Source organism: Flagellimonas lutimaris (assembly GCF_051494225.1).
GTDB classification, from domain to species: domain Bacteria; phylum Bacteroidota; class Bacteroidia; order Flavobacteriales; family Flavobacteriaceae; genus Flagellimonas; species Flagellimonas lutimaris_A.
Window position 1 is genome coordinate 185,669 of record NZ_JBNPYE010000005.1, and the last position, 14,129, is coordinate 199,797.

11 protein-coding genes are annotated in these 14,129 nt (G+C 39.9%); 10 read left to right on the forward strand and 1 reads right to left on the reverse strand.

Annotated elements, in window-relative coordinates:
* Nucleotides 1-116: 116 nt before the first annotated feature.
* Together ACQQ5U_RS11870 and ACQQ5U_RS11875 are read left to right on the forward strand one after the other, a co-directional pair.
* Nucleotides 117-248 (forward strand): hypothetical protein, encoded by a 132-nt coding sequence (locus tag ACQQ5U_RS11870; RefSeq protein ID WP_437397766.1) that lies wholly within the window; start codon nt 117-119, stop codon nt 246-248.
* A 151-nt stretch (nt 249-399) separates the two neighbouring features.
* The gene (locus tag ACQQ5U_RS11875; RefSeq protein WP_437397768.1) at nt 400-1,167 is read left to right on the forward strand and encodes a patatin-like phospholipase family protein; all 768 of its coding nucleotides are present in this window, start codon (nt 400-402) and stop codon (nt 1,165-1,167) included.
* A 454-nt stretch (nt 1,168-1,621) separates the two neighbouring features.
* Here ACQQ5U_RS11875 and ACQQ5U_RS11880 read toward each other — a convergent pair whose 3' ends face one another.
* The gene (locus ACQQ5U_RS11880) at nt 1,622-1,804 is read right to left on the reverse strand and encodes a hypothetical protein (protein WP_437397770.1); all 183 of its coding nucleotides are present in this window, start codon (nt 1,802-1,804) and stop codon (nt 1,622-1,624) included.
* Between the two features lie 347 nt (nt 1,805-2,151).
* Here ACQQ5U_RS11880 and ACQQ5U_RS11885 point away from each other — a divergent pair, with 347 nt between their 5' ends.
* The 8 genes from ACQQ5U_RS11885 (at nt 2,152) to ACQQ5U_RS11920 (ending at nt 14,075) form a co-directional block, all read left to right on the forward strand.
* Nucleotides 2,152-3,372, forward strand: a complete 1,221-nt coding sequence (locus ACQQ5U_RS11885) for a DUF3089 domain-containing protein (RefSeq protein ID WP_437397772.1) — start codon at nt 2,152-2,154, stop codon at nt 3,370-3,372.
* Between the two features lie 221 nt (nt 3,373-3,593).
* Entirely contained in the window at nt 3,594-4,673 is a 1,080-nt protein-coding gene (locus ACQQ5U_RS11890) for a mechanosensitive ion channel family protein (RefSeq protein WP_437397774.1), read from the forward strand.
* Nucleotides 4,674-5,086: 413 nt separating this feature from the next.
* Complete coding sequence (locus ACQQ5U_RS11895; protein WP_437397775.1) at nt 5,087-5,986, forward strand: helix-turn-helix domain-containing protein; 900 nt, start codon at nt 5,087-5,089, stop codon at nt 5,984-5,986.
* Nucleotides 5,987-6,202: 216 nt separating this feature from the next.
* Nucleotides 6,203-7,252 carry an efflux RND transporter periplasmic adaptor subunit gene (locus tag ACQQ5U_RS11900; RefSeq protein ID WP_437397777.1) on the forward strand — a complete coding sequence of 350 codons (1,050 nt, stop codon included), beginning with the start codon at nt 6,203-6,205 and terminating at the stop codon, nt 7,250-7,252.
* A 16-nt stretch (nt 7,253-7,268) separates the two neighbouring features.
* Entirely contained in the window at nt 7,269-10,349 is a 3,081-nt protein-coding gene (locus ACQQ5U_RS11905; RefSeq protein ID WP_437397779.1) for an efflux RND transporter permease subunit, read from the forward strand.
* Between the two features lie 38 nt (nt 10,350-10,387).
* Entirely contained in the window at nt 10,388-11,734 is a 1,347-nt protein-coding gene (locus ACQQ5U_RS11910; RefSeq protein ID WP_437397780.1) for a TolC family protein, read from the forward strand.
* 92 nt (nt 11,735-11,826) lie between these two features.
* Nucleotides 11,827-13,479 (forward strand): AarF/UbiB family protein, encoded by a 1,653-nt coding sequence (locus ACQQ5U_RS11915; protein ID WP_437397782.1) that lies wholly within the window; start codon nt 11,827-11,829, stop codon nt 13,477-13,479.
* Between the two features lie 8 nt (nt 13,480-13,487).
* Nucleotides 13,488-14,075 (forward strand): TetR/AcrR family transcriptional regulator, encoded by a 588-nt coding sequence (locus ACQQ5U_RS11920; protein ID WP_437397783.1) that lies wholly within the window; start codon nt 13,488-13,490, stop codon nt 14,073-14,075.
* Nucleotides 14,076-14,129 lie beyond the last annotated feature (54 nt).

A 14,129-nucleotide genomic window follows, 5' to 3' on the forward strand; every position in this document is an offset into this window, starting at 1 on the left:
CTACCTGTTTCGTGGAATTGGGTTTGAGTGTTCGTGGAAACATTGATTGCGGTACTGATTTTTTTGTTTTATGCCAAATAAAAGATACATTATTACTTTGGGAAACTATTGAAGGCTTGGGTCAATTTTTTCTGTCCCGTACCCAAAAGATTATTGTTTATGATGAGTTGGGAAGACATATTGAAATTTTAGGTCTGGATATTGAAAAGCAAGGGAAAATGAATCCAATCCCGGAAAAGGATTTTTAAATAAAATAAAAATTGGTTTTTTATCTTTGAAAAGTATTCAGTTCAAAATTCACGAACATCTTTGAGAATTACAACAGATTGTTTAGAAGAGAGTTTCCAAAACATACTTCTTTTTCTTATCCATCCGTGGAATATATAAAAATAGAATGGTATGAACATAGGATTGGTCTTATCAGGAGGAGGTGCTAGGGGAGTGGCCCATATCGGGGCTATCAGAGCCTTGGAAGAACACGGTATCTTTCCCACACATATTTCAGGTACAAGTGCAGGGGCCATTGTCGGAGCTCTTTATGCCGGAGGTCTCGGATGGGCTGAAATATTGGATTTTTTCAAGACCATCCCCATTTTTCATACCCAAAAATATGCTAGGGGAAAACCAGGTTTCATTGATACGGAGAAATTCTATCTGGATTTTAAAAAGTTGCTCCCGGATGATGATTTTAGAGCACTCAAGAAAACCTTGTTTGTGACGGGAACCAATGTGGTTAAAGGTACCTTGAAGATCTTTGATTCAGGAGAAGTTATCCGTCCAGTACTGGCCTCGGCATCTTTCCCTGGCGTTTTTACCCCGACCAAAATTGGAAAATCGTATTATGTGGATGGCGGGGTGTTGAACAACTTTCCCTTGGAACCCTTACAACCATTTTGCGATAAGATTCTAGGAGTATATGTTAATCCATTAAGAAGTATCAATGTCAAGGATTTAAAGAATGCTTACAGTGTGGTCGAGAGATCGTATAAAATTAAAATGGCGGCCGATTCCATTCAAAAATTCAAGGATTGTGATTTGGTTGTCCACCCAGAGGAGCTTAGCAGATATGGTACCTTCAACATGAATGGGATGGATGCCATTTTTGATATTGGTTATTCAACGACAAAAAATATTTTGGAAGAATCTGAATTTGCAATTGGCAAGTAAACTATTTTCCAGCTTAGTGCTGGTCCAGAATCCTCCACAGGGTGTATCTTCACAAGAATTTGAACTGATTTGTCCCAAGATTGGGTCATGGTTCCAAGTTTTGATTTTGGTTCTCTTCCCTTGTTTTCAACATTTTTTATTGTCATACAGCTAGGTTTTACGAAATATCTTTTCCATTCAGGGCACACATTGGCAGGAATAAGAAGGTTCGACGATTCCTCAGTTGCTCCAATGAGCCTTAGTACTCTTGTAACACTTCTTTTAGCTCCAATGATGGTAGTAGTGACCTGGTATATTGATGTTCTTAATCGTACCCCGGTAATTCTTTATTTTCTTTTGTGCAAGGGAAGATTCAATTTTAAACAGGTGGAAGATCGTAGTTGTTTTTATGGTGTGGCCAGGTACATTGGTTTGACAATTTGACTTATAGGCCAATTTGTTGCGGTAAAAACTTTTACTTGATCTGTTTTAAATATTTCGATTTCCATTCTTTCGAAACATTGGAAGACACCATCATTTCAAATATTGGAAATCCCTGTTCTATTTCATATTTGTCCATATCCCATTTTGGAGGCACCATGGCCTTTATCATAATCCCCATAATTTTCAGCTTGTTATAGATAGATTGTTTTACCATTGGGTTGTCTTTTAAATACCTCCAAGTAATGGTTTCAAACTTATCTACTGACTTGCCGATAATATCTTGAACTGATGTAGGTGGGGCATTTACTGCTAATCCCCATTATGTCCATCTTTTATATAATGAATTACTTGAGGTGCGTCACCTTTTGGAAATCCATACACCCCCATGTCGTGAACAATGCTTAAAATGCATGTAGAATACTCAATTTTGGGTTTTTACCCTGTCCATGATATCCATGATTGATTTTATCTTATGTTGTTTTATAAGAAAATACTTTTAAATGAGTTTATAGTATGGAATGAGAAACCATCTGATCAAAAAATTCCTTAAATACAGCACCGATGCAAAATAGAACCGTCCCATTTCTTTTTGCCGTTTTGGCATTTTTAAATTGCTCAAAAGACAATGACAATGATGATGACGTGGTAGGGCAAGAAGAAACAATAGAGATTCCCGCTTCCACAGTAGACTATGGTTCAATGGACAATTGGGTCTTTCATCCTGATAAGACTACGATTTTATCAAATTATAATTTGAATGTATCTGTTGTGGACAAAAATCTACAAATCCAAAGTATAATCCCTATCACTAACAATTCGGATACGAACACAGGTATAGATGTGTTTTTTGTGCACCCAACGATTTTAACGCAAAACTCCATTCCTGAAAATATCCCGATAGAAGACCAACCGGAATTATTTATATCAGGAACAGTAATGGTGCAGGGAGGTTTGTTGTCAAAATATGGTAGAATGTTTGCTCCAAGGTACAGGCAGTCCACCGGAAAGACATATCAAGATGCAACAGACAAAAAATTACAGGCTTCGATTATAGCCGTCTCTTACAGTGACGTTAAGGCCGCATTCTTGAACTATTTGGAGCATTATAATAATGGCAATAAAATTATATTGGCCGGTCATTCTCAAGGTTCGTATCTATTGGCATTGTTACTAAGGGATATTTTTGACAACGATAACAATTTGCAAGGTAAACTGGTAACCGCTGCGTTGGGAGGGATGGGTTATGTATTTGCCGCTAAAGATGAATATTTGGGGGGCTGGTGGCAAAATATCCCCTTATGTACCATGATCGAGGAGTGCGGATGCGTGCAAAACTGGGCGAGTTTTGATGAAGGGCAGAACATTCCAGAAATAAACTATGGTCTGCCCGAATTCAATCCATATTTGATTAAAGGGGGATTGGTCTATAGAGAGTTTGATCAAAATAAGGATTGGTTTCTCCAAGACTTTTCCTATTATACGGAGCAGATGCAACCGTTGCAATATTATATTACGCCAGATCCAAATTATAATATGGGGGGTGGCAATAATTTTATCGCGTTCAATGATTTATATAATGTAAGGTATAGAAGGGAAGGGTTACAGAAGGTTGTTTTAAGTGTTGAATATGCCCCTCTGCCTAATGACAAAAGACCAAATGATTTGGCTGACGAGGTTCTTAGTCCCAACTATGAAAACTGGGGCTATCACATAAAAGATTATCATATCTATTTATGGGCGTTGATGCAACAGATAGATTCAAAAATTGTTAATTGCCAATAAGCAAACAAAAGAGTGACCACTCTGGTTTTTAAGGACGGATGTATTATTGGAATCAAAACAAAAGTTGATGCAAAGTCTTTGAAATTCACATCCAATTTCACCGATGTCAATGAAATTATTGCCCAAGAAGTCTTGCAAAGACATCAAAGGGATTGCTATATTTATCTACTTTGAGATTAAAGACGGTAATAATTGAAACATATAGATGGAATAAAAACCCTATGACAAACTTTATTAATGAACATAAACAGGCTCTTATATGGGTTGGAATAGTTGTATGCATAGTTGTTGTACTTGTATGGTTGACGAATCGATTTAGCCAATGGCTAATTGAAAAGATCAGAATCAAGTATCCGGATGAGAAAATATCTTCCATCACATTGATAAGGCAAATCAATGGAATCCTTTGGGTCATTTTGGGGGTCATTGCAATCAGTTTCATTTTTATTGATGAAAAATACTATGAGTCGGCCATCGAAAATTTTTATCTAACACTGTATATAGGTATCGTGGCAGTGATAACAATCGTTTTGGCCTCTGGTGCAAATGTTTGGTACAGCCACTCCATAAAAGAAAAGACAGCATTGAATGAGGATTACACCAATCAAAAATTTTTAAGGTACCTTGTTGTTTATAGCATCTATTTTATGGGTGGAGTGTTGATCATATTGGCGTTTCCATCCCTCCGAGGTGTTGCCCAGACCGCTTTGGGCGGAGCAGGGATACTTGCTATAATTACAGGGCTGGCCTCACAGGAAGCCTTGGCCAATATAGTAAGTGGTATTTTTATCATTTCGTTCAAGCCCTTTAAGATCGGGGATATTATAAGGATAGATGAATCCAAGACAGGAACAGTAACAGATATTACACTTAGGCATACCATTATCCGTAATTATCAAAACAACATGATAGTGATTCCCAATTCCATTATCAACAAGGAAAAAATTGTTAATTATGATTTGGGCGATCGTATGTATTGCCAATGGATTGATATTGGTGTTTCATACGATAGTGATATTGACTTGGCCAAACATATTGTGAGAGAGGAGTGCGAGTCACATCCTAACATTGTCGATCATAGGTCTGAATTGGATATTTATAATCAAGTGCCAAAAGTGACAACACGGATTATAGGCTTGGAAGATTCCGCGGTGATACTTCGAGCATGGGCATGGGCACGCAATTTTGATGAAGCTTTCAGTATGAAATGCGATCTATTTGAAAGTATAAAAAAACGCTTTGACAAGGAAGGCATAGAGATTCCTTTCCCCTATCGCACACTGATATTGAAAAGAGAATGAGTCGCTTTCATTTATTTGTATTCCACCATTGAACAAAGTCCGTTATTTTTAGTCTTGAATGAAAGCCTGACAACAGAATGGATTTGTGATTCAATACATGGATGGATTAAGTGCGTGTAGCCTTGGGTTCTCTTCATTCAAATATTGGCTATTTTGGTTTTACAGCCACAAAACGTACTCCTATTGGTTGTTGATAGGCTTTGGAAGAAATGATAACATATTTTGGTGGTATTGTGGGGAATAATCTTATTTGTCTTTCAGGACCGCATGAAAACTGCAAAACCAGGTTGAATTTAAATAAGTGGGTGTAGATGGGAAAATACCGCTTTTCATTTATCAAATTGTTCAATGCGAATAACAATATCTTTGGTATATTGGATAGATAAAGCTTGATACCCTAACAATATTAAATTATGGTCACCACGTCTTCTTCCATAAAAAGACATTCGATAAATGACATACTTAAAATTCTGGAGGAGCCCATACAGGCTGATGGCCTAAATGTGATTTTCTCAAAAAAGCAATTTAAAAAAGCGCCCTTTACCTATCCCTTTCGGTCGGATAATTTTGGATTATTGGTTGTGGTATCAGGTGTCGTCCAAATCAGGCTCAATTTGGTTAAACACCAAGTTTTGGAAAATGAAATTGTGGCCATCACTCCAAGAACGGTCATCCAAGTATTGGAAATGGAGGGTGACCTTGAGTTTATTGGAATAGCTTTCACGGCAGACTTTATCCTTAACAATACATTCCGGATACTCGAGTTGGATGCATTGGAATTTTTTGTTTCGGAAAATCCGCCAAAGCTTCACTTTACCAAAAAGGAAATGTCGCTCTTTAAAACCCTTTCCAAGGTGTTGGAAGAAAAGAACACGACCGATAATGAATTGTTCGGGAAAGAAATCATACACCATAGTTTTGGATTGTTAATGTACCATTATGTGTCTGTTTTCAGGAAAAATTTCCCTGACATGAGAATGGAAATCTCAAGACAGGAAGAATTGACATATCGTTTTTTGAGAATCTTGGACGAGAATTTTAAGAAAGAACGTAGATTGAAGTTTTACGCCGACACTCTTTTTATAACCCCTGACCATCTTTCCAAGGTGTTAAAGGAAGTATCGGGGAAAACGGCTAGTCAATGGATCGATGATGCCGTAATGATGGAAGCGCGGTTGCTCCTGGCAGATTTCACCCTGACCATAGGGCAGGTCGCCCATGAACTTGAATTCAGTGACCAGTCCAGTTTTGGTAAATTTTTCAAAAAGAAATCAGGAATATCCCCTTCTTCTTATCGGAAAACCGGTTTCTGAGGCCTCCCATTGTATTTCATAGAACTCCTTGCCCGTCGGATATTGGATTTTGTAGGAACCTCATTATGATGTGTTGTTGAATTTCATATGTAATCTTTCATTCCAAAATAACAGATTTAGACCAATTTTACCCTTTTATGACCCTTCTTTGCCATTGGGATAAAGGATAATATTGCAGAGTTCATTTTAATAAAAACACTTGGTATGATATGTGGTATGAAATTGCCATTGATTGGTCTGTCGATACTATTGCTCGGATGTGGTAACAACAAGGGAAAGCCGGAAATCCAAAAGGATGGTGTAAAAAACACCTTTATGGTAGAAGTGTATCAAGTTGATGCAGGCACCTATGGCAATAAATTGAATTATAGCGGTACCATAGTGCCCAAGGTGTCCACACCATTGAGTTTCCTTTTGCCTGGAACGGTGGTCTCCGTCAATGCGGAAGAAGGCGATCATGTACAAAAGGGGCAGGTGCTAGCCGCATTGAACTCCGTTTCACAAACCAATACCTATAATGGAACATTGGCGGCCCTTAACCAGGCCAAGGATGCCTATGACCGTTTAAAATCAGTTTATGACAAGGGCAGTCTTCCCGAAATTCAGATGCAGGATGCTATATCGAAACTTGAGCAGGCCAAATCGGCCAATCAGGTTGCACTTCGGAATTTGGAAAATTGTACATTGAAGGCTCCAAAAGATGGATTTATAGGAATCCGAAATATCGAGGTAGGAGCTACCTCCGTTCCTGGAGTTCCAGTATTCAACCTGGTTTTACTCAACGAAGTATATGTCAGGATATCGGTTCCTGAAAATGAGATAAATGACATCCAACAAGGATTGGAAGTATCCGTGACCATTCCTGCTCTGGGCAGTAAAGTGTTCATGGGAGAGGTGGAAAAAATCGGTGTAATAGCCAACATGTTGACCAAGACCTACGAGGTAAAAGTAATCGTCAAGAACCCTGATTTATTGATAAAATCAGGTATGGCCTGTGATGCGACCATCAAAACAAAACCGGAACAACAAGAATTAACCATTCCCTATAAATCTGTCCTAAAGGATGAAAAAGGGAATGCCTTTGTTTTTAAAGTGGATGGGAACACGGAAAAGACCGTAAAAGTTTTTGTGGAGCTTGGGGGGTTCAGTGGCAATGAGGTAGAAATTCTCTCAGGTCTTGAAAGCGGTGATGTAATTGTTACCGAAGGGCAACACAAGCTTACCGAAGGTAACGTTGTCTCCAGTTCATCACAACCAAAAATGTAAGAAGGCACAGTTTATTATGAGGAAAATAAATCTTATAGAGGCTGCAATGAAGCACTATCAAGTCGTGGTGTCCATTGTAGTGGTAATGATGGTTTTGGGTATCATTGGATTGGAGAATATGCCTAGAAGGGAGTTCCCTGAATTCACTATTAGACAAGGGGTTATAGTAGGAGTGTTTCCAGGGGCCACTTCTTTGGAAGTTGAAGAACAATTGACCACGGTTGTTGAGAACTATATTTTCGGTTACGAGGAGGTGAATAAACTCAAGACCTATTCCCATTCGAAAGAAGGACAAATGATCATCTATGTTGAGCTTAATGACAATGTAAGAAATGCAGATAAATTTTGGTCCAAACTACGTCACGGTCTATCCGAGTTGCAAATGCAGCTTCCCTCCGGTGTTTTGGCCTTGATAGGCAATAACGATTTTGGTGATACAGCGGCCCTGTTGATTACAATATCTTCTGAAAAACATACGTATAGGGAGTTGGAGGACATACTGAAGGATTTGGAGGCGGAAATACGGAAAGTGCCCGCCGTGTCCAAGATCAAGAGGTATGGGATCCAAAAGGAAGAGATCTATATTTACATCAGGCCTGAAAAACTGATACAGTTTAACCTCAAGCCCTCCAATATATTGGCATCTTTCAAATTGCAGGAGTCCCTTAACTATTCCGGGACACTGGATAATGGTGATCAAGTACTCCCAGTGCACCTACCGCCAAGGTTTGAATCGGAGAAAGACCTGGAGGAGCAAATCGTTTTTTCTGATCAAGAAGGGAATATCATACGGCTCAAGGATGTGGCCCATATTGAAAGGCGTTACGAAAAACCTATAAACTATATCAGAAACAATGGAAACAACGCCCTATTGCTCTCACTTGAGATGCAAAAAGGTAACAACATCGTCCATTTCGGTAATGATATTCAGGAAATCCTTGATACATTCTCCCAAAAAATCGGGGGAAATATCAATTTGGAGACTATATCCAATCTGCCCGAGGTCGTCGATGATTCCATTTCACACTTTTTGAAAGAATTTGCCATTGCCATTGTTGCAGTGATCATTGTGACCATGATACTACTGCCCTTTAGGGTAGCGGCCGTAGCCGGAGTCTCGATACCGGTATCCATATTGATTACGTTGGGAATTATGCAAATGATGGGCATACAACTTCATATTGTATCATTGGCGGCCTTGATAGTGGTATTGGGAATGGTGGTTGACAACGCTATTGTGGTAATAGACAGCCATGTGGAAAAGATCGATCAAGGAGATACACCTTGGAACGCGGCCTGGAAAGCTGCCACGGAGCTGTTCATTCCAGTATTGTCAGCCTCTGCGGCTATTTCCGCTTCTTTTTTTCCACTGATGTTCTTCCTTACGGGCATGGCAAATGACTTTGTCGGAAGTTTTCCGGTAACCATTGGTATTGCACTGTTGATTTCTATGTTGGTCGCTGTGTTGTTGGTGCCCTTTATGTGCTATATGTTCATTAAAAAAGGCCTTCACGATGGGAAAAAGGGGAAGGAACATAAAAAGAATGCTCTGGACCATGTGCAGGATGTTTTTGACAAAGTGTTGGGCCTCTGTTTCTCCAAACCAGGTTGGACGATAGCCCTAGGGGTGATATCCGTGATTTTTGGAATACTATTTTTCATGAATGTGGACCAAAAACTTTTCCCTGATATGGAAAGGAAACAGTTTGCCATAGAGGTTTACCTACCGGAAGGGGCATCGGTAACCAAGACAGGAAAGGTCGTCGATAGTCTGGAGAGCATTTTGACCACAGACGACCGCATCACCAATATTGCCAGTTTTGTCGGAAATGGATCACCAAGGTTCAATGCATTGTACGCACCGCATTTGCCAGCGGAAAATTATGGACAGCTTTTATTGAACACCATATCCAATGAGGCAACCGTGGATATTATTGATGAGTACTCCGCTAAATATAAGGATGCATTTCCAAAAGCGCACATTAGGTGGAAACAATTGTCCATGGAGTCCTTCAACGCTCCAATCGAGGTAAGGGTTGCCTCCAACAATATAGAAAACATGAAAAAAGTTGGTGAACAGGTAAAAAAAATTCTTCAAGAAAATGGGGACCTGACTTGGATACGGGACGATTGGGATGAAAAAAGACAGGGGATCTCGGTACGTTTGGAGAAAAACAAAGCCAATCAATTGGGTTATGCCAAATCCTTGATTACATCCTCCCTCCTTATTTCCCTGGATGGACTTCCCTTAACAACCGTTTGGGAAGAAGATTACCCCATAACCGTATTGTTGTCAAAAGAAGACTATTTGAAAAACAGCATCGATGATCTTGAGAATGTATATGTGACTTCTCCATTGACTTTAGAATCGCTCCCACTTAGGGCAATTGGGAATCTGGAACCAGAATGGACCGAAGGGAACGTGGCTCGGAGAAACGGAGTTCGTACGCTTACCGTAAAGGCTGATATTTCCAGGGGATCGGTCGGGACCGCAGCATTTAGGGCTGTGCGGCCAGTAATTGATTCTTTGGAGCTTCCGGAAGGAGTGACCATTACATATGGAGGGGAGGATGAGGCCAACACAGAGAATTATGTGCCCATGTCTATTTCCTTAGGGGTTAGTATCATCCTTATTTTCTTTATTCTCATGTTCCAGTTCAAAACGGTCCGGAAATCTTTGTTGATAATGTCCACTATGCTTTTGAGCATTTTCGGGGCCGGTCTGGGACTTATGCTTATGGGGTATCCATTTGGTTTCACCTCATTTATTGGGGTCATCGGACTTATGGGAATCGTGGTAAGAAATGGTATTATCTTGATTGATTATGCAAGTCAATTGGTACACCTTGAGAATATGTCCTATAGGGATGCGGCCCTAGCGGCCGGTAAACGCAGGATGAGACCCATATTTTTGACCTCGCTGGCCGCAGCCGTGGGCGTAATACCGATGATCATAAGTAATTCACCTTTATGGGGCCCACTTGGAACGGTCATCTGTTTCGGGCTGCTTACTGGAATGGTGCTCACCTTGTTGGTGTTGCCCGTACTATACTGGAAATCAGTTGGAAATACCGAGGAAAAAATTAACAGAAGCTAAAGGAAGAACCGTATCAGGTTATTTGAACATATAACAAAATGGGAAAAATTTTCATAACAATTGCCACCCTATTTTTAGGTCTGTCAGCCTTTTCGCAGAACTATAGCTTGGAATTTTGTAAAGAGCTTGCACTGAAAAACAACAAAAAGTTAAAAACGGCCAGGTTGAGCATCCAAGCAGCTGAGAAGGTCAAAAAAAGTGCTTTTACCGAGTACTTTCCAAATATAAGTGCCTCGGGTTCTTTGTTTAGATCCTCAAAGGGGCTTATCCAGTTAGAAACACCGGGTATGGATCTACCTGTGTATGATGGAAACCTTGCCAATTTGGAAAATGCCACACAATTTGCCCATGTACCCTCTTTTAGTATAGAGACCTTGGACTATGCCAACTTTGGTATTGTAACTGCCGTTCAACCATTATATGCGGGTGGACGTATTCAAACAGGGAACAAGCTCGCTGAACTGAACCAAGAGATAACAAAAAGCCAATATGATCTTACAGCTGATGAAATAATGATCGTTACCGAAAAACACTATTGGAGCCTTGTGGCCTTAAAGGAGAAAAAGACCACTTTGGAAGGCTATGAGCGTCTATTATTGACTTTGCAGAAAGAGGTGGGGGATTTTTATGATGCGGGATTGATCAAAAAAAGTGATTTGCTGCAAGTTAAACTTGAACTTATTAAGGTCAATGGCAATAAACTTAAACTTGCCAACAGTACCGAGATTCTGAAAATGGCCTTCAAACAACATCTGGGTATATCTTATGGGCAAGAATTTGATGTTCAGGATTCCATCGGGGGAGAATTGCTCCCTCCCGAGACTTACTACATGGAAACAGACTATGCGTTGACAAATAGGGAAGAGTACAACATCCTCAACAAGGCAGTATCCGCTGAAAAATTTCAAAAGAAGATGATAGTAGGGGAGATGTTGCCAGAATTGGGTGTAGGTATCGGCGGCATGTACTTGGACATTCTTGACCAAGATAATACCTACGGGATTGCTTTTGCATCATTGTCCATTCCTATTTCCGATTGGTGGGGGAAGTCCTATAAAAAACAAGAGAAAGATATTAAGATAAAGATTGCGGAAAACAATTTAAAGGAAAATTCCGAACTGTTACAATTGCAAATGTCCCAAGCTTATTACAACCTAAAAGAAGCCTACAAGCAGATAGATATTGCCCGTACCATGGTTGTCCATTCCACAGAATACTTAAAGGAATTGGAAGACCATTATGATGCAGGGATGACCACTTTATCCGATTTTCTCGAGGCTAGGGCCATGTCGCAAGAAGCCATGGACTCGTTGACAGATGCCAGGGCCCAGTATAAAATTAAGGTGGCAGAATACTTAAAGGCGTTGGGAATTATACAAAGATGAGTTGAAAAAATGTGGCAATGTTGTTTCTGGCCTTCAGAAATATTGTTGAATATGGAAGGGAGGTATTCAAGCTCAATTGATAAACTGAAAAGATGAAAGAAAATTCCAGAAAACTGAAAAGGACCATGAAGATGGCAGCCGTCTTGGCCAAGTATGGGTTTGATGATATTATGGCCCGGTACAAGATTGAAAAATGGGTGTCATTGAAATCAAATGATAAAAATGGGGGAGCGAGCAATATTCATTCCCTTTCTGTTTATGAACGTATCCGAATGGCGATAGAGGAACTGGGCCCCACCTATGTTAAGTTGGGGCAGCTTTTCAGTGATAGGGACGATGTTCTTCCTGTTGCCATGACGGCCGAACTAAAAAAACTTCAGAATGATGTGGCACAGGAAGCATTGGATGTCAAAGAGAAGATTGCTAATGAGCTTGGTATAGACCCCAACGATTATTTTCATCTGATTGAGGATGTTCCTTTTGCCTCCGCCTCCATATCCCAAGTGTTCAAGGCACAATTGCTGAATGGCGAATGGGTAATCTTGAAAATAAAGAGAGCGGATATAGAAGAGATCATTGAGGCCGATCTTTTGATCATGAAGGATCTGGCCCGTATTTTGGGAAACCATAGTGATGAGTTAAGGAAAATTGGGCTCTTGAAAATCGTCGAGACATTTGAAAGGTCCATTAATCAAGAACTTTCATTTTTGCAGGAAATCGACAACATTGAACGCTTCGAAAGGAATTTTAGGGGACATCAGGGAATCTATGTGCACAAAATCTTCAGAATGTTGTCGAACAACAACATATTATGTCTGGAATATATTGGGGGGATTAAGGTTACGGATATTGGGCAATTGCTCCAAAGGGGGTTTGATCCTAAAATGGTCGCCCGTGTCGGCTACGACCTATATATGCAACAGGTCTTGGAGCATGGATATTTTCATGCCGACCCGCATCCGGGCAACATACTGGTAACCTATAGTGGCCAAATAGCCTTTATCGATTTTGGGATCATGGGGACAATGTCCCCTCCGGATAAGGAACATGTTGAAGATTTCACTCAATTCCTTGTCCAAAAGAACGCATCCTCCTTAATAGCCACGATCAAGAAAATGTCACTGGAACATTCCATTGATAATGATGACCAGTTGGAACGTGATGTTTATGAAATGTTCGCAATGATAGACCAATCATCCTTGAAGAGCCTTGATGTGGCATCGATTTCTAAAAAATTGAAATCGATTTTCCGGAAAAATGGAATGGAATTTCCACAATACGTGTATCTGTTGATCAAGGGAATCGTCCTGATAGAGGGAATCGGTAGAAAATTGGATCCCGACCTGAACATTCTTGAACTTATGCGCCCTTACGCCATGCGGGTTGTAAAAAAACGGATTTCCCCAAAGTACCGTATTCTTAAAGGGATTGAGGGCTTTAAGGACATTGCGGAAACATGGACGGAAATGCCTGGGGAAATTCTGGATTTAATCAAGAAAGTAAAGAAAAATACTTTGAAGATCAACCACCAACTGGACGGTCTTTCAGGGATAAAGACCACATTGGACCGTCTTGTGTTGGCTATGATTATTTCTGCTTTGTCGGTCGGTTCCTCCATTTTGGTCTTGGCAGATATGCCCCCAAAAGTATATGGTGTTCCACTATTGGGATTTTTTGGATTCTTGATATCCTTTATTTTGGGAATCTGGATCGTTATATCGATGATACGAAAAAAAAATAATTGACTTTAGAGATGACCAAGAAGGATTTGATTTTGCGGGAATCGAAAAATATGTTTTTAAAATATGGTATCCATACGGTCTCGATGGATGATATCGCAACAAAATGTGGTGTTTCAAAAAGGACGATATACCAATTTTTTGAAAACAAGAGTGACCTTCTCGGACAAATTGTGGAGGCTGAAATGGATAATTCCAAAAGAAGATTGGAGCGAATTACAAAGGAATCTCCCAATGCTATAGCAGAATTGTTGTGTTTTTTCAATTATTTAGAAACATTTTTTTCTTCTCTTTCGCCAACGGTATTAAGAGATGTTAAAAGATTTCATATTGAACTATACATCAAGCTGGCCAAATTCAAGAAATCCACAATTCTACCCTTTATGGAAAAGAATATTGAAAGAGGCAAAAAGGATGACCTATACAAGTCTGGTCTAAATGTTGGGGAAATGAGCAAAACCTATTTAAAAACATTGGATGCCCTATTGAAAGATGGGGACATGTTACAGGTGGAGGAGGATATGAATTCTTTGTCATTTATGAACAATTTGTTTATACATAGATTGGTTACTACCAAGGGGTTGGATAGGTTGGCAGGGTAGTCAGGGAATGAAAAATTACATATAGTGACAACAATGCGAGGCTCCGTATGGATT